Here is an 18,157-nt window from a genome sequence, read left to right as displayed (position 1 = left end):
CTTCATGGATGTAAATTTACGTTGGTTTCACGTCAGCTTTTTATTATTCTTAGGGTACACGTAGGTGAGTTTTTGCCTGACGATCGTGGGACGTATCTTAATTAAACACGCAGGGAAGACCAAATTGTCTATTAATTTCAAAAATGCAGTATATTTTATGAATGGACGTACATTATTTAGTAAGTTTCCAACAAGTCATTATAAAGCTGCCTGCCTTGTGGCGTCGTTAGTTGTGATAAGTGGCTGTAGTGATTGGTTCGAGCCTACCATCAAAGAAATTTGCGCAGAACATGAGAACATGTGCGTAGACTTGAGCTTAGATGCTCGATGCACGCCGCAAAGAGCAGAAATTATTAGGCTGCGTTACTACAATCAAAACCCGTCGAGTGATGCATATAAATACCCCCTACTCTTGTCTTTCGAAACCTACCTTGAGTGCGTTCAAGAAGTACAGCACATTGAGCATATAAAGCGTAAAGGTAAGGAAGCAACGCGTCTAAAAGGGGTGATTACCGCAAGAAGAGAACTGCAGCGTTTAGCCCGAGAAACAAAAGACTCTTTAGACCCTCACCTAAGCTATTATCACTGGACGCGCTTCGGTGATGACGACGCGTTTCATCGCTTCGAACGTTATGCAGCGAGTAACCAAGTCAAAGATCCTGAACTGCTGGTTAATTTGGCCTCTGTGCAAATTAAAAACGATCCTACGCGAACCATAGAGACACTTTATCGCGCACTAAGCCTGTATACCGACAGTGACGACATTGATATTGGCGTTTATCATTCTCTGGCATCAATAGGCATTGATGCAGACAACTACCAAATGGCTTATGTGTGGTATGGCGTAGCAGAAGAGTATGACGATAGATTACCTGACACTCAGCGCGTGCAGTTAGGCGAACGCTTCGACTTACCTACAGACATACTAGACTCGGTCACCGCTGACATCATCAGTGCCCTCGATAGCAATACGTTTGATGCTGCAAAATTAAAGCTCAACAAGCTCTGATATTGAAAGTAAATTACATTTTAAAAGCGTATAAAACACAAAAAAACCGCCTTTCGTTGGCGGTTTTTTTTCTATTATTGAAAGCGATAACGAAACAAGCTTAAACTTTAACCACCTGTTTACCTTTAACCTAGCCCGTGGTGCTAGCCTTTTACTACTTCGTTATTCTCACTTTTAAATGTCATAGAGACAGAATTTACGCAGTATCGCTGGCCTGTTGGTTCTGGGCCATCTGGGAATACATGGCCTAGGTGTGAATCACACTGCTTACATATTATTTCTACTCGACGCATGCCGTGAGATACATCTTCGCGGTAATCTACATTGCCATCGTCCAGTTGTTTATAAAACGAAGGCCAACCGCACCCTGCATCAAATTTTGTGTCTGAAGGAAACAATGGCGCATCGCAGCATTTGCATACATACACACCACCACGGGTTTCATCGAGCAATGCGCCAGTGAATGGTCTCTCTGTTTCGGCCTGACGGCAAATACGATATTCTTGCTCACTCAGCTTTTCTTTCCATTTATCGTCTGACATTACGCCCTCTCTTTGTTTAATATAATCCAATTCACGTTAGCGGTTTACCAGTGCTCACCTTTGTAGCCAGTCTGTTAAACCTCACTCTTAACAAAATAATGTGGGTAAACTGGCTAACAAAAAAGGGTGTATTTGTTACCAAATACACCCTTACGCTAACTCGCTATGTGTTTAACGTTAACGTTTTATAGCAGTCTCTGGTCTTGCAGGATCACTCCACTCTATGTGGTACTTTTTACCCGCTGGCTTATCTACGCGCTGGTAGGTATGTGCACCAAAGTAATCACGCTGCCCTTGAAGCAGGTTTGCCGGTAACACTGCTGAGCGGTACGAATCGTAATAGCTCAGTGCCGACATCATTGCAGGACACGGAATTCCTGCTAGTGCAGATTGCGCAATAGACTCACGCCAATCAGCCTGATACTCGGTAATTTGCTCTGCAAAATACGGGTCCATTAACAAATTAGCCAGGTCTTCGTTATTTTCATACGCTTTTGAAATAGACTGTAAGAATACAGCGCGGATAATACATCCAGCTCGCCATATTTTTGCTATTTCGCCAAAGTCTAATGTCCAGCCATGCTCTTTACCTGCCATTGCCATTAGCTGGAAACCTTGAGCGTAAGCACAGATTTTCGAGCAATATAGTGCCTGTTCAAGCTTGTTGATGATTGACATTTTTTGTTCATCATCAAACACAGAGGCTTCTGGGCCTGCCAGTACTTGGCTTGCCGCAACGCGTTCTTCCTTGAGGCTTGAAATACTGCGAGCAAATACCGCTGCCGTGATCGTTTGAGCCGGGCTTCCCACCTGCAACGCACTTACCGCAGTCCACAGGCCAGTGCCTTTTTGCCCTGCTCGGTCTAAGATAACATCCACTAGAGGCTGCTTGGTTTCAGGGTCTAGCTGTTCGAGTACTTCGGCACTGATTTCAATAAGATAGCTATTCAGTTTACCATCGTTCCAGCGGCGGAATACTTCTGCTATTTCGGCAGGCGCCATGTGAAGCGCATCGCGCATAATTTGGTATGCTTCACAAATAAGCTGCATATCGGCATATTCGATGCCGTTGTGCACCATTTTCACGTAATGGCCTGCACCCACAGGGCCTATATAAGTCGCGCAGGGCTCACCGCCAACCACGGGCTTACCCGGTACATAGCTCTCGATAGGCTTGCCGGTTTCAGCGTCAACTTTTGCTGCAATAGATTTCAAAACAGGCTCAATACGCGTCCACGCGTAAGGGTTACCCGATGGCATTAGCGAGGGACCAAAACGAGCCCCTACCTCACCGCCGGATACAGCAGTAGAGAAGAATATGAATTTGCCTTTGTACTGCTCTTCGCGTGCAACTGAGTCGGTCCACAAGCTATTTCCCGTATCAACAACGATATCGTCGGCTTGAATTCCTGCATCAATAAGGTGGTTACATACGTGGTCAACGGGGTCGCCGGCCGGCACTGAGAGGATAATGAGGTGTGGCGCTTTAAGTTTACTGAGTAATTCAGTATAAGAACTGCAACCTTCAACCCGTGGGGGGGTATTGCTTTCTCTTTCACTGTCATCTTTGGCAAGAATTGCATCAACTTTATTTTGATCTAAGTCGAAGCATGCCACTCGATAACCATGATCTACTAGGTTCATGGTAAGGTTGTTACCCATTACCCCTAAACCGATAAAACCGATATCGCACAAAGTGTCTTTGTGCGAACTGCCACCATTATTTTGCATAGGAAAACCCTCACATTTAGATGGGAGAGCATGTTACCACTTGATGATATAAAGAACAGTCAAACATCGAAAATTTAGTGCGGTATGCCGTATTTACCACCGCTGGTAAAGGTTAATTCGCTGTTAACGGGTTAATTCAGAGAAACTGAATAAGGTTAACGACCTGCTTGCTTGTAAAAAGACCTGCTGAATACAAATTGAAGGCTGGTCATCAAGTGAGGCATAACGGGTATCTAGCTGTAGTGTCCAGCCGCCAAGGCGTTTTGACGTTGGCAGATGGAACCTTACGTCATTTTCACTGGCGTTAACGCATAAAAACCAATGCTCGGGCTTAACATTACCGTCACGGTAACCTTTAATTTCAACGCCAAAAGCCTTGTTGTGATGCGCATTCCAGTCTTCGGAGGCTTTGTCAGAACCATCTGGTTTAAACCAATTAATGGCTTTCACATTCCTCGACAGCGTAAACGAATCATCGTGAAGTTTTAGCTCGCTCAATAAAGTGGATGATTGACGCAAGCGAATAACAAACTGACAAAACTGCAGGAAGTCTTGTTTGCTTTTATTCATCTCCCAATTCAGCCAGCTTATGGCATTGTCTTGACAGTACGCGTTATTGTTTCCGTTTTGCGTTCGGCTTAGTTCATCGCCACCGAGTATATGCGGGGTTCCTTGGGAAAAAATAAGCGTGGCAAACAAGTTGCGTTTTTGGCGTTCACGAACTGCCAAAATGGCACTGTCCTTGGTCTCCCCTTCAACGCCGTAGTTGGCAGACAGGTTGTTCCCATGACCATCACGATTGTCTTCTAAATTATCGAGGTTGTGGCGATCGGCGTAGGTCACCATATCGTGCAGAGTAAATCCATCGTGATACGTAATATTGTTGACTGACGTAGAGATATGGCGATGGCCTTTATGGAATATATCTCTAGAGCCCATTAGGCGGGTTGCAAAGTCAGGTGTTTGACCATCATCGCCGCGCCAAAACGCGCGAACGGTGTCTCGGTATTTGTCATTCACTTCTAGCCACGGTGATTCAAAGTTACCGACTTGATAGCCTCCAGGACCAATGTCCCACGGCTCAGCAAGCAATACTTTGTCGCTGAGCACCGGGTCTGCACTAATTGCTCTTAGTAGGCCCGACTGACTGTTAAAATGCTGAGGTTCCCGACCAAGAGACACTGCTAGGTCAAACCTAAACCCATCGATACCAATAACGTTTACCCAATGGCGCATGGCATCAAGAATAAGCCCCATCATAAAAGGTTGCGCTGTGTTAATAGTATTGCCGCAGCCAGAGTGATTTGAATAAAATACCTCACCGGCGTCCGTCTGCTCAAGTAAATAGGCCTCATGAGGACACAGCCCTTTGTAGGACAATATTGGACCGCCAAATCCGGCCTCTGCAGTATGGTTAAATACCACATCCACAATGACTTCAATACCGGCCTCATGGTAACTATTCACCATCTCTTTAAGTTCAGCCAGTGCGTCAGACACACCGTAGCGCGGTTCTGGTGCAAAAAAATTAACAGGGTTATATCCCCAGTAATTGGTTAGCCCTTTATCTGTAATAAAGGGTTCTGGCATAAACGAGCACAGCGGCATAAATTGCACGGTGGTGACGCCTAGTGCTTTAATATGATTAATGACGCTTGGGTGGGCGGCGCCAAGGAACTTGCCCTGATGTGCCTTAGGAACGTCAGGGTGTAACTTTGTTAGGCCTTTAACATGGGCTTCGTAAACAATGCGGTTGTGTTTCGCTATATTCGGGCGAGAGGTATCACAATGTGCATATGCCGCGTCATCAATAACTAAACATTTAGGGACCATAAACTGTGAATCATCGTCATACTGGCGGCGATTCCATTTAATAGGTCGGCTAATTTTCTTTGCATAGGGGTCGATTAACAGCTTTTCTCGCGTTACTTCGTCAAGGTCACCCTTTGTTCGCTCAACGCGATAGCCATAAAGATGCCCGGCGGCAATGCCATCTACAAAACCGTGCCACACGTCCCCGGTTTTTTCTGGTAACGCTTGCTCGTGAGTAGTTTGCTCTGTATCGCTGTTAAAAAGGCACAATATAACGGTGGATGCCCCAGGTGCATACACTGCAAAATTACATCCGTCTGCGTTTACAGTGGCTCCTAAAGGAAATGATGTACCGCTTTTTATATTGTTTATTTTATTCAGCTTCACGTTTTTATTCACTGCTCATTCACTTTGCGAAATTATACCTAAGGGGGCGTTTTTCTGTGCCTATGGTGTACCGCGCCTATTTACTTTTCATAGCTACTTTTCATTAACCACATAAAATATTGTCGCAAGGGGCGGTATCGTAAGTTCTACCGAGTAGTCTCTGTCATTCCACGCCGTTTTTTGCGGTGTAGCTTTACTTAATACCGTCATACCGCTTCCCCAAAACTTCTCATCGTCGGTGTTAAGCGCAAGCGTCAGCGCATTTTTGGAGTCTACCCCTACCCTGAAGTTTTCATGAGGTATTGGTGTAAAGTTTGTAATGACATACACTTTTTGTTTTGAGGACTTTGCGTTTCGAACAAATGAAACGATGCTTTGCCCTGCATTACTGTGGTCTATCCATGCAAAACCATCGGCGTGGTGATCTTGTTCATAAAGCGCAGGGGTTGTTTTGTATAAATGATTAAGTGCTTTGTAGACAGCTTGCACCCCTGCATGGCGGTCGAAGTTCAAGAGCCCCCAGTCTAGTTCGCTATCGTGATTCCATTCTGAAGACTGGCCTAACTCGTTACCCATAAAGTTTAGCTTTTTGCCCGGGTGCCCGTACATAAACCCAGCGTAGCAACGTAAATTCGCTGTTTGCTGCCATTCGTCACCAGGCATTTTACGCAACATACTTCCCTTGCCGTGCACAACCTCATCGTGAGAAATTGGCAAAACAAAGCTTTCGTCAAATGCGTAAACCATGCTGAAGGTGATGTCGCCGTGGTGGTAATTTCTGTATGCGGGGTCTTTGGCAATGTAGTGCAGTGAATCGTGCATCCACCCCATGTTCCACTTGAAACCAAACCCTAAACCACCGTCAAACACAGGACGAGATACTTTAGGGAAAGACGTTGACTCTTCAGCAATCGTCATCGCATCAGGGAAGTGTTTGTAGACTTCTTCGTTCATCCAGCGCAATAGGCTAATAGCTTCGTAATTCTCGTTGCCGCCATCCACATTGGGGATCCATTCGCCATCATTGCGTGAGTAATCCAAGTACAGCATTGATGCTACGGCGTCGACGCGCAAACCGTCGATGTGGAATTTATCTAACCAGAATAACGCGTTGGCGACTAAAAACTGACGAACCGTGTCTTTGCCAAAATCGTAAATGCATGAATTCCAATCCGGGTGCCAGCCCTTTCTAGGATCCTCATACTCATACATGCACGTGCCGTCAAAGCGCGCCAATCCGTGTCCGTCTTCAGGAAAATGAGCTGGAACCCAATCAATAATAACGCCAACACCTGCTTGGTGGCAGCGGTCGACAAAGTATTTGAAATCGTCAGGGTCGCCAAATCGGCTTGTGGGTGCAAACATACCCACTGGCTGATATCCCCACGAACCATCAAACGGAAACTCAGAAATAGGTAACAACTCGACATGGGTATAGCCCATATCGCTAACGTAATCGATTAAGTTGTCAGCTAATTCTTTATAGCTTAAGTAGCGTGCATCGCTCTCGCTACTCGGACGTTTCCATGACCCCAAATGAACTTCGTAAATGCTCAATGGTGTGGTGTATTTATTCGCTTTTCGTTTCTCCAACCATTCGTCATCATTCCACGTGTAGTTGTCGTGGTTATATACTTTAGATGCGTGGGAAGGGTATTGCTCAGCGCTGAATCCGAGAGGGTCGGCTTTGTGCGGAAGGTCGTAGCCACGAGAATCTTTAACTTGATACTTATAGCGCTCGCCTTCGGCCATACCTGGAATAAACAACACCCAATAACCCATGGATGTTTTTTCCATAGGATGAACCCGGCCATCCCACTGGTTAAAATCGCCGATTACCGATACTGCCGACGCATTCGGTGCGAACACACAATATCTGACCCCTTCTACCGATGAATTATCTGCCGCATCTATAGTGAGCAACTGAGCGCCCGCTTGCTGATACAAATTGAACGGTGTGCTGTCGATAAAGTGAACGGCGTGATATGCCTGTTCTTTAAACTGGTATGGGTCGATGTAATCGTACTGTTGCTGCCCTTTATTAACAACAACGCGATAAACATGACTAGCACAATCTCTTGGAATGACAGCTTCAAATAAACCTGAGGTTGAAATAGGCAGTAGCGAAATGTCTTTCAGTGCAGGGCTATCCCACGTTATCGTTATCGATGTTGCTTCTGGACGCCAAACCCGAAGAAGTAATTCACCTTCGCCCTCGATAACACCTAATTGGGAAAACGGTTGTGAACATTTTGCTTGTTCAAACTGCTCAACTACCTTCTGCACTAACTGCATTTGTTACTCCTATTAAAAACCCGCGTTACGCGGGCCTAACTAAGTCATAGTGAGAGGCAACATAGAGCACCTCTCAGTAAATTACCCTGCAAGTTTAACGACTACTCGCTTGTTTTCTTGCAGCAGTAAGTTTAGACGCTAACGCATTTATATCATGACTTTCAAAGATTGACTCAATATTCTGTGTCAACTTTCGACGCCAATTCGGGTATTCGTTAAACGTACCTGGAATATTCACTGGCTTATCCATTTCCAGCCAGTCTTCTAACTGCAAGCTCAGCAGCGCACTGGAACCGCCAGCCATGTGAACCTGCATACCGTTGTTAAGCTCTCGATTCATACCGGTAACATTGACGTCGTGTCCCACATGTTCTGGGATAGAGTGATGCCCGTGCAGTGTATTAAGGATCTCTTGCTTGTTTTCATGCCTATCAGCATACAGGGTTTGCAATATATCATCCGTTGGATACAGCCCAATCTCTTTACCCAACTCTAAATCTAAACAATGCCAGTAGCCAATAAGCGTTGGCATATCGTGGGTTGTTAATGTACTCATCGACTGTTCAGGGTAGTGACTTGGTGAATAAAAACCACCGTCTTCGGCCTGTTCGAAGAAAAACACACGGTATGAATAAACGCCATTTTGGGCAAGCTTACTACGAATTTCCTCTGGTACTGTTCCGAGGTCTTCTCCAATCACTAAGCTTTCATTTCGGTGACTTTCTAACGCTAAAATCCCAAGTAAATCATCTACAGGATAGTAAACGTACCCCCCCTCTTTAGCACTATCACCTTTACACACCCACCACAGGCGAAGGAGTGCCATCACGTGGTCAATACGCAATGAGCCAGAAGACGCCATGTTCGACGCAAACAAATCAATAATAGGTTGATACTGCTGCTCGTAGAGCTTTTGAGGGTCCATGGGTGGCAGCCCCCAGTTTTGGCCTAACGGACCAAGGATATCTGGCGGTGCACCCACACTTGCATCGGTACAGTATAAATCTTTGTTACCCCAAATTTCAGCGCTGCCTTCACTCACGCCAACCGCTAGGTCGCGATAAAGACCAATGGTCATGTTAGCATCGGTTGCTCTGCTGCTTGCCATGTCGAGCTGCTGGGCAGCAATCCACTGCAAGAACAGATAAAACTTAACGTCGTGAGCGTTATCTTTCTTAAATTTTGCAACCGCAGAGTTGTGGTAATCTTTGTATGCTTTAGGGAATACAGGCCATCCCCAACTTTCTTTGCCATCAGCTTTTAACTTAGACTGCAATGCGTCGTACACCGCAAGCATATCAAGGCTCTCACCACCGGCTTCAACAAAGGCATTAAACGCTTTGTTTTGCGGCGTTTTGCCACGTAGAAATTGTTTGTCGTAGATATTGAACAAGGCGTATAGAGCGGAAAGCTTTAGCTTGGCTACCGCTTCGTAATCTACGTGTTCAGCGTCCCGGGCATGTTTCAAGGTGTCGACAAAGTCATCTGCATTAACTACATCTTGAACGGATTTATCTTCGAAGCCTTCAACAGCAGTGACATCAATATATAGATAGTTCAACCAACGACGTGAGCTTGGTCCATAAGGGGAGCAGGCATTTGGGTTAGCCGGATAAAGTGCATGTATCGGATTAAGACCGATAAAGTCAGCCCCCACGCCCGCAGCGTTATCAATTAGTTTTGCTAGGTCAGAAAAATCACCAATACCCCAGTTATTTTCGCTTCGCACACAATAAAGCTGGACGCTTAGGCCCCAGATTTTTTTTCCTTCCTTGATTTCTTTTGGGCTATAGCACGCTTCTGGCGCAACGATGAGTCTTGAGGTGCCAAGTTGGTCGTCGTCGGCTTTAAGTACTATATTGTGATAGCCCAGAGGGAAGTCCAAAGGCAGTTTCACTGCGTACTCATGAAACTCTACGTCATCGATATGGGCCATTGACGTCATTTCTTGGTCCACAGGCGTAAACGGGTACTGTTTTTGACTACCATCTTCCAAGGTAATCTCAAACACATGCTCGTCATTAACAAGTTCGATAGGTAAACGCACAGGCAAGTAAATTGCTTCAGTAGCTCTGACTACCTGGACGGGATTAAGCGGCGACAACCAAACGGAGGAAACATCTTGAGCTATTTGAGACTGAATTTTTTCATTACTGGATGTGTCATAGCCTAGCGCGTTTAATAGTTTCGCTTTGCTCGGTTCTGCGATAGTTGTCGGGTTGCCCCATGCGTCGACGTAGTGGGTCTCGATTCCACGCATTTCAACCAGTTGTTGCAGAAGTTGTTGTGTCATTATGAGTCATTCCTGTTATTCGGCAAAAGACGCTGGCATAGGCAAACTTGCAGAAAGCGTCTACAAACAATTTTTTAACATTATTCTAGAAACGACGCGCTCGCGAAACTGAATACGTTTGCATAAGTATTTTTTCGTAATTTTGCAACACTTTATCTTTTTATTTTGCTAATTATGGCATTTTGATCCATACTTTACGTAATTTATTTTCATTTTATTTTAAATTTTCGAGGTACGTTATGACAATTCGCATCGGTATCAATGGTTTTGGCCGCATCGGTCGCCTAGTAATGCGCGCAGCAGCAGAGCGTCAAGACATCGAAGTTGTGGCAATTAACGACTTATTAGACACAGATTATATCGCCTACCTACTAAAATACGATTCTACTCACGGCGTTTTCAACGGTGAAGTTTCAGTGGACAATGGAAGCCTAGTCGTTAATGGCAAAACTATCCGCATCACCTCAGAAAAAGACCCTGCCTCTTTGAAATGGGGTGACGTTAACGTAGATGTAGTTGTTGAATCAACAGGTCTATTTTTGACGAAAGAAACAGCCGCTAAACACATCGAAGCGGGTGCTAAGAAAGTTGTTATGTCTGCGCCATCTAAAGATGACACGCCAATGTTTGTTATGGGTGTTAACCACGACAGCTATGCGGGTGAAAGCATTGTGTCTAACGCGTCGTGCACCACAAACTGTCTTGCACCGCTTGCGAAAGTGCTAAACGACAAGTTTGGTATTGTTGACGGCTTAATGACAACAGTTCACGCAACAACCGCCACACAAAAAACCGTTGACGGTCCTTCAATGAAAGACTGGCGCGGCGGCCGTGGTGCTGGCCAGAACATCATTCCTTCGTCAACTGGCGCCGCTAAAGCGGTAGGTAAAGTTATTCCAGAGCTAAACGGTAAACTGACTGGCATGGCATTTCGCGTTCCAACGCCAAACGTTTCAGTGGTTGATTTAACCGTAAACTTGGCGACACCAACAAGCTACGACAATATCTGTGCGGCAATGAAAGAAGCCTCCGAGGGTGAGCTTAAAGGTATTATGAGCTACACCGAAGACGCTGTTGTGTCTAATGACTTCATTGGCAACGCAAATACATCAATCTTTGATGCGACAGCGGGTATCGCACTTACTGACACCTTCGTTAAAGTGGTATCTTGGTATGATAACGAATGGGGCTACTCGTCAAAAGTACTTGATTTGGTTGCTCACATCTCTAAATAACTTAGCAATAACAAATTTTGCAGCGTTAGCGCTTTATTTGTTTTACAGTTAAGGTAATCTAAAGGCGTAGATGTCACATCTGCGCCTTTTTTGTTTCTGTGACAGTGGTAATGTTTCGTCACTTTTAGCTTAAGCTCTGACGTATAAGCTCTGTTATTTTATTTCTGTCGTTTAAGTTTTACGTTTTCATTTTCTTTATTTTTTAGCGGAGCATCTATGTCGCCGGTACCCTCAATTTCTATCAGTGAGTCTAACGGACTCTCATTTCTCAACGTTAACAATGAGTTTGCGTCGGCAAAAATCAGTTTGTTCGGTGGGCATGTTTTATCCTTTGTGCCAGCTTCAGACGGCAAAGACAGGCTCTGGGTTAGCCCTCATGCATATTTAAACGGCGAACGCCCTATCAGAGGGGGTATCCCTATTTGTTGGCCGTGGTTTGCTAACGACCACGGCAAAGAGGCTGGTGAGTTACCGTCTCATGGTTTTTTGCGAACTCAAGTGTGGCAACTCACAGAGTCGTCAGAAGACGAAAGTGGAACAACGCTAGCCTTGACCCCTTCATTTACCCGTGCAGAAGGCTTTGAACACGACTGTAACGTTGTACTTCGAATACACGTAGGCGCAAGTCTACGTGTGGCCATAGAAACTGAAAACACGGGTGTGGCTCCTTTCTCGTTTAACACAGCATTACACACCTACTTTCACGTAGACCACATTAAACATACTGAGCTTGTTGGAATAACGGGTGAGTACAAAGATAAGCTCGATGACTGGGCGGTAAAGCCCACACCTGTGCCCTACACTATTGATGCCGAAACAGACCGTATTCACTTATCTGCGGTAAAACAAGCAACTATTTCGGTTGATAGCACTGAATTTACTGATGTCATTTCAGAAGGTAACGACTCACTCGTGGTATGGAACCCGTGGCAAGGTGCAGCGTCTATTTCTGATATGGACCCGTTTGGCTACAAGCATATGCTGTGCGTGGAATCGTCGGTAACAAAAGGGCTTAAGCTTGAGCCGGGAGAAAAGTTTGAACTGGTTCAGATAATAGTACCGAAATAAGTCTCAAGTGTGGCGTGGATAAAACGTCAGACAAATACGGATTGAGTAAAACAAAAAACCTGCCAATTGGCAGGTTTTTTAATGCTGATACTTTTAGCTTAGGCTTAAGCTAAAATAATTACTGCTTTGCACCGGCAACCGCTTCTTTCGCTAACTGCGTAATACGGTCCCAATCACCTGACTCAATTGCGTCATCAGGCGCTAACCACGAACCACCCACACATTTCACGTTATTCAGTGAAAGGTAATCGTTGTAGTTATTAGGGCCAATGCCGCCAGTAGGACAAAATGTCACGTCTGGAAACGGGCCGCTGATTGATTTAATAGCTTTCACGCCGCCAGATGCTTCAGCAGGGAAAAATTTCATATGCGTGTAACCCGCATCTTTACCCTTCATCAAATCTGATGTTGATGAAATACCAGGGATCAGCGGTATCTCTGCGTCCATACCCGCTTTCAGTAAATCGGCAGTCATACCAGGGCTAATAGCGAATTTAGCACCCGCATCTACAACCGCTTTTAGCTGCTGTGCATTGGTTACTGTTCCGGCGCCAATCAGAGATTCAGGTACTTCCTGCGCAATACGCTTAATAACGTCAATAGCAGAAGGTGTTCGAAGGGTAACTTCTAGCACTTTTATTCCACCGGCCATCAGCGCTTTAGCCAAAGGAACGGCTTTTTCTACGTCGTTGATAACCAATACAGGAACCACAGGTCCGGCCGCAAAAATTTCCTCTGGAGTGTACTTCCATTTAGTCGTCATAATTTAACTCGCTGTGTTTTGATTCAGATAAGCAGCTGCGCCTAAAAGACCATGATCAGGCTCTGCTATCAAATAGGTAGGAATATCTTTTACATAGTGCTTCATTTGACCTTTAGCTTCGAATCTCGCTCTGAAGTCACTATTGTGTATAAAATCTGGAAAGCGGTTAGCAATACCGCCGCCAATGAAGATACCTCCAGTGGTTGCCATATTTAGTGCCAAGTTACCGGCAAAACTTCCCATTATTCGGCAAAACTGAGTAAGAGCAGCTGCAGATATCTCGCAGGTTCCAGCTAGGGCTGCGTCGGTAATTTGCGCTGGCTCTTGAAAAGCAACCGGCTTGTCAGCATGTTTAGCAAGTGCCGTGTAAATGTTCAAAATTCCGCGACCCGACATCACTTCTTCAGCGGATGCTCTTCCAAAAGAAGACTGCAAATGACGCCAAACAACAATGTCAGTTTCATCAACCGGAGCGAAGTCGATATGACCCCCTTCTCCGTCTAATGTCTGCCAGCCTGAATCCGTCATGGTGATATGCTCAACACCAAGGCCAGTGCCTGGGCCGAAAACAGCAATGTTGCCGTTTTCAGTGGCAGTACCCTCACCAATTTGTATAACTTGGTCGCTACTTAGCACAGGAAGTGAGTGAGCTACTGCAGTGAAATCGTTTATCACAAAGAGTGCATCAAGCTTGAGCTGTGAACGCAACGCATTTTGTGAAAACGCCCAACTGTGGTTGGTCATTTCTACCTGATCGCCAAGTACGGGGCACGCAATAGCAATGCAGCCTTCGCTAAAGGAAACATGAGGCATATCTGAAAAATACTGTGCAATGGCTAGATCGATACTAGCAAATTCCTCGCACATATATTTTTTGATGTCGGCGACGCCAGACTCGGTAACCCGAGCCAGACGAATATTGGTTCCGCCAACGTCAGCCACAAATCTCTGGCTCATTACGCTTGCTCCTGAGTGTAAAAAAGAGAGCATGCCCCCTCTTCCGCGCCAGTCAATATTGCGCGCATTCCGGCAAACATTTCCCGTCCCATTCCAACATGATGATTAGCCAAATTCGCAGGAGCTGGTTCTCGGGCTGCCAATGTTGCTTCATCGACATGCAGAGTCAGTGCACCTGTTTCTGTATTAAGCTCAATCATGTCGCCTTCTTGCACTTTAGCAAGTAAACCGCCTTTATAGGCTTCAGGGGTAACATGGATGGCGGCTGGCACTTTGCCTGACGCTCCAGACATGCGACCGTCAGTGACTAGCGCCACTTTAAAGCCTTTATCTTGCAACACACCTAATGGCGGCGTTAAGCGATGAAGCTCTGGCATACCAATGGCAGATGGACCTTGGAAGCGAACAACCACGATACAGTCTTGATCTAATTTACCTGCTTTAAATGCAGCGTCTAACTCAAACTGGTCTTCAAATACCACTGCAGGGGCTTTTAACGTGCAGTGTGGTGTACGCAACGCCGATGTTTTGATTACGCCACGGCCTAAATTGCCGTCTAGCACACTCAATCCACCGTCTGGTTTAAACGGTTTCTCAACCGTTGCAAGCACTTCTTTATCAAGTGATTCAGTTGGTCCGTCGCGCCACTCTAGCTCACCGTCGACAAGTTTTGGCTCTTTGGTGTAAAAGTCTAAGCCTTCGCCACAAATTGTCTTAACATCATTGTGCAGTAAACCAGCGTCAAGCAACTGCTTCATTAGCAATGACATACCGCCAGCGGCCACAAAGTGGTTAATATCGGCTGAACCGTTAGGGTAAATACGCGTCATTAACGGCACTGCGTTAGAGATATCTGAGAAGTCATCCCAATTAACGATATAGCCAGCTGAGCGAGCTACCGCAATTAAGTGCATGGTGTGGTTTGTTGAACCGCCTGTGGCTAACAAGCCCACGAGGCCGTTAACAATAGCTTTAGCATCGACAATATGGCCAATTGGCGTGTAGTTGTCGCCTAAATCAGTCAACCGAGTTGCTTGCACTGCAGCGGCTTTGGTTAGCGCTTCACGCAAAGGCGTTCCTGGGTTAACAAATGAAGAGCCCGGTAAATGAAGCCCCATCATCTCTACCACTAGCTGGTTAGAGTTCGCTGTACCGTAAAACGTGCACGTTCCCGCCGAGTGGTAAGACTGTGATTCAGCTTCTAGCAATGCATCACGGCCCACCTTACCTTCAGCGAATTCTTGACGAACTCGGGCTTTTTCTTTATTTGGCAATCCAGAAGGCATTGGACCTGCAGGAACAAATACCGTGGGTAAGTGACCGAAGGTTAATGCGCCCATCAGTAGTCCAGGTACAATTTTGTCACAGATACCCAGCATCATGGCACTATCGAACATATTATGGGAAAGCGCTATTGCTGCACCTTGCGCAATGTTGTCACGGCTCATTAGGCTCAAGTCCATACCAGACTGACCTTGAGTAACACCATCACACATAGCAGGCACACCACCGGCGAACTGGGCCACGCTGCCCACTTCTTTTATCGCTTCTTTGATAATAGCGGGATAAGACTCGTAAGGCTGATGCGCTGAAAGCATGTCGTTGTATGAAGAAATAATAGCGACGTTTGCTTTCGTCATCGAACGCAAATCGCCCTTTTCTTCTGTGCCGCATGCGGCAAAACCGTGGGCAAGGTTACCGCAAGATAACACACCGCGATGTGGGCCTTGGCGACGAGCCTTTTCGATTTTCTCTAAATACGCTTTTCGCGTTTCTTTGCTACGCTCAATAATGCGTTGCGTGACTTCGGCAATTTTTGGGTTCATTTGTTGTCTCCTATGGCGCCCACATCAAGGTAACCGGCGCTCTATTAACAACGGCTGTGATGGGCTTTTGCGCTTCGGTGGCGTTCTCGATAGCATCGAGCAACACTTGTTTTTTCTTCTCGCCCGTAAGGTGCAAGAATATATTTCGGCTGTTAAGTAAAGCGGGCAGCGTAAGTGAAATACGTTGATGAGGTGCTGTTGTAGGTTGAACAGCGATGCACGTTCGCCCACTGCTCATATCAAGGCCGTCATTAACCTGTTCTGAACATGGGAAAAGCGATGCAGTATGACCATCTTCCCCCATACCCAAAATAAGTGCATCGAAAGGCTGAGACATGCTGGCTAAATTGCGCTCAGCAACATTCACACCTTCGTTTGCATCTTCTACATCACTTTTTAATTCTACAAAGCGTGCAGCTGCAGCCTTATTTTGAATAAGGTTATTTTTTACTAAACTCGTGTTACTGGCGTCGTGGTCTTCATTGACCCAACGTTCGTCAGCAAGAGTAACGTCTACTTTATCCCACTCAAGGTCGGTGTCGCTCAATTGCTTGAACAACGCTAACGGCGTGCGACCACCGCTAACAATAAGCGACGCACGGCCACGGGTTTTAATACCTGTTTTAAGGATACTAACTAAATCTTCAGCAAACGCGCTGGTAAGCGCGTCTGGGCTATCGAATGATAATGTAGTGAGTGCCATATTATTTCTTCTTTACCGTTTTGCTTTCGTACCAGCTGCGATTTGCACGCGCTAATAAGCCAATGGAATCTACTGGGCCCCACGTACCAGCTTGGTAAGGCTCTGGAGGCTCATTTGATGACTTCCACGCATCGAGTATTGAATCGACCCACGTCCACGCTTGCTCAATTTCATCGCGACGAACAAACAGCGCCTGATTACCCAGCATAACTTCTAGCAATAGCTTTTCGTAGGCATCGGGAATGCGCTCATCTGCAAACGCTTCTGAAAAGCTTAGGTTAAGCTTCGACTTTTGAAGGTCCATAGAGCCCGAGTTAGTCAAACCCGGCACTTTGTTCATTACGGTAATTTCTACGCCTTCATCAGGCTGTAAACGGATGACTAATTTATTCGGTGGTAAGTTCTTGAAGCTGTCGCCGAACAAGTTGTGAGGCTGTCGCTTGAAGTAAATAACAACTTCACTCACCTTATTTGGCATGCGCTTACCGGTGCGCAAATAAAATGGAACGCCTGCCCAGCGCCAGTTATCTATTTCAGCTTTGATAGCAACAAACGTTTCAGTTTTACTTTGGGTGTTGGCATCATCTTCTTCGAGGTATCCAGGAACTTCTTCACCTTTCACAAAACCGGATGTGTACTGGCCGCGAACAATACTCTCACTGATGTTAGTGGCATTGATCGGACGAAGCGCCTTAAGCACCTTAAGTTTTTCGTCTCGAATGCTGTCTGCGTCTAGTGTTGTTGGTGGCTCCATGGCCACTAGGCTCAATATCTGCAACAAATGATTTTGCACCATATCACGCATTTGGCCGGCGTCATCAAAGTAACCCCAGCGGCCTTCAATGCCTACGGATTCAGCCACTGAGATCTGAACATGGTCAATACAGTTGTGATCCCAGTTTGTCGCAAATATCGAATTGGCGAAACGCAGAGACACAAGGTTTAATACCGTTTCTTTACCTAGATAGTGGTCAATACGGTAAATTTGCTTTTCATCAAAGTACTCAGCGACTTGTTCGTTGATAACTTTTGACGACTCAAGATCGTGGCCAATTGGCTTTTCAAGCACAACGCGAACGCTCGAATCGATAATTTTGCAACTGTGTAAACCCCGGCAGATGTCACCGTAAATAGCAGGCGGTGTTGCTAAATAACACACCATGGTGCGAGAAGGGTCTACATGATCGTCTAACACGCAATAGCTATCGACGTCTTTCATATCGACACAAGCATAATGAAGGCGAGCACGCATTCTTTCCCATGTTGCTTCACACAGCTCTTTTTCGCCAAACTTGACTAAGTTAGTGTGCACTTCTTCAATGTAATCTTCTAAAGACATTTCGTGGCGAGCAACACCCACTATAGTGGTTTCGGGATGCATTAAATTCGCTTTCTCAAGCTGATAGAGTGATGGCAGCAGCTTGCGTCGTGAAAGATCCCCGAGAGTACCGAAGAGTACAAAATCACAGGGTTCGTAGGAATTTTCCAATACCATATTCGTCGACCTTATAAATGTGGTTTTAAGTGCCATGTTGG

Annotated in this window: 13 protein-coding genes; 3 read left to right on the top strand and 10 right to left on the bottom strand. The window is 45.8% G+C overall.

Annotation, left to right across the window (positions count from 1 at the left end; genetic code table 11):
- Nucleotides 1–157: 157 nt before the first annotated feature.
- A complete protein-coding gene (locus JV36_RS0117740; RefSeq protein ID WP_152561566.1) occupies nt 158–1,009 on the top strand; it encodes a DUF2989 domain-containing protein in 852 nt (283 codons plus the stop codon).
- A gap of 143 nt (nt 1,010–1,152) precedes the next feature.
- Here the strand turns inward: JV36_RS0117740 and msrB are convergent, their stop codons facing one another.
- The 5 genes from msrB to malQ all read right to left on the bottom strand — a co-directional run bounded on the left by msrB (nt 1,153) and on the right by malQ (nt 10,069).
- Nucleotides 1,153–1,551: a peptide-methionine (R)-S-oxide reductase MsrB gene (gene msrB / locus JV36_RS0117735; protein ID WP_032096646.1), complete on the bottom strand. Its 399-nt coding sequence runs from the start codon at nt 1,549–1,551 to the stop codon at nt 1,153–1,155.
- Nucleotides 1,552–1,728: 177 nt separating this feature from the next.
- A complete protein-coding gene (gene gndA / locus JV36_RS0117730; RefSeq protein WP_032096647.1) occupies nt 1,729–3,282 on the bottom strand; it encodes an NADP-dependent phosphogluconate dehydrogenase in 1,554 nt (517 codons plus the stop codon).
- A gap of 123 nt (nt 3,283–3,405) precedes the next feature.
- Nucleotides 3,406–5,493: a glycogen debranching protein GlgX gene (gene glgX, locus JV36_RS0117725; protein ID WP_442853197.1), complete on the bottom strand. Its 2,088-nt coding sequence runs from the start codon at nt 5,491–5,493 to the stop codon at nt 3,406–3,408.
- A gap of 81 nt (nt 5,494–5,574) precedes the next feature.
- The gene (glgB, locus tag JV36_RS0117720) at nt 5,575–7,776 is read right to left on the bottom strand and encodes a 1,4-alpha-glucan branching protein GlgB (protein WP_032096648.1); all 2,202 of its coding nucleotides are present in this window, start codon (nt 7,774–7,776) and stop codon (nt 5,575–5,577) included.
- A gap of 94 nt (nt 7,777–7,870) precedes the next feature.
- Entirely contained in the window at nt 7,871–10,069 is a 2,199-nt protein-coding gene (gene malQ, locus JV36_RS0117715; RefSeq protein WP_032096649.1) for a 4-alpha-glucanotransferase, read from the bottom strand.
- Between the two features lie 239 nt (nt 10,070–10,308).
- Here malQ and gap point away from each other — a divergent pair, with 239 nt between their 5' ends.
- The gene (gene gap / locus JV36_RS0117710) at nt 10,309–11,304 is read left to right on the top strand and encodes a type I glyceraldehyde-3-phosphate dehydrogenase (RefSeq protein ID WP_032096650.1); all 996 of its coding nucleotides are present in this window, start codon (nt 10,309–10,311) and stop codon (nt 11,302–11,304) included.
- A gap of 216 nt (nt 11,305–11,520) precedes the next feature.
- Nucleotides 11,521–12,372 carry a D-hexose-6-phosphate mutarotase gene (locus tag JV36_RS0117705; RefSeq protein WP_032096651.1) on the top strand — a complete coding sequence of 284 codons (852 nt, stop codon included), beginning with the start codon at nt 11,521–11,523 and terminating at the stop codon, nt 12,370–12,372.
- A 118-nt stretch (nt 12,373–12,490) separates the two neighbouring features.
- On the opposite strand, the gene JV36_RS0117700 is transcribed toward JV36_RS0117705, so the two are convergent.
- The 5 genes from JV36_RS0117700 to zwf are packed head-to-tail and all read right to left on the bottom strand — an operon-like array spanning nt 12,491 to nt 18,116.
- Nucleotides 12,491–13,135, bottom strand: coding sequence for a bifunctional 4-hydroxy-2-oxoglutarate aldolase/2-dehydro-3-deoxy-phosphogluconate aldolase (locus JV36_RS0117700; protein WP_032096652.1), 645 nt, complete (start codon nt 13,133–13,135; stop codon nt 12,491–12,493).
- Between the two features lie 3 nt (nt 13,136–13,138).
- Complete coding sequence (locus JV36_RS0117695; RefSeq protein WP_032096653.1) at nt 13,139–14,092, bottom strand: glucokinase; 954 nt, start codon at nt 14,090–14,092, stop codon at nt 13,139–13,141.
- Entirely contained in the window at nt 14,092–15,918 is a 1,827-nt protein-coding gene (gene edd, locus JV36_RS0117690; protein WP_032096654.1) for a phosphogluconate dehydratase, read from the bottom strand. The genes JV36_RS0117695 and edd overlap by 1 nt, the downstream gene beginning before the upstream one ends.
- A gap of 10 nt (nt 15,919–15,928) precedes the next feature.
- On the bottom strand, nt 15,929–16,621 hold the full coding sequence (gene pgl, locus JV36_RS0117685) for a 6-phosphogluconolactonase (RefSeq protein WP_032096655.1): 693 nt from the start codon (nt 16,619–16,621) through the stop codon (nt 15,929–15,931).
- A 1-nt stretch (nt 16,622) separates the two neighbouring features.
- Nucleotides 16,623–18,116, bottom strand: a complete 1,494-nt coding sequence (zwf, locus tag JV36_RS0117680) for a glucose-6-phosphate dehydrogenase (RefSeq protein WP_032096838.1) — start codon at nt 18,114–18,116, stop codon at nt 16,623–16,625.
- Nucleotides 18,117–18,157 lie beyond the last annotated feature (41 nt).

It is taken from the genome of Alteromonas sp. LOR, from assembly GCF_000753865.1.
GTDB lineage: Bacteria > Pseudomonadota > Gammaproteobacteria > Enterobacterales > Alteromonadaceae > Alteromonas.
The sequence above is the reverse complement of the archived record's forward strand: the minus strand, read 5'-3'. Positions and strand labels throughout refer to the sequence as shown.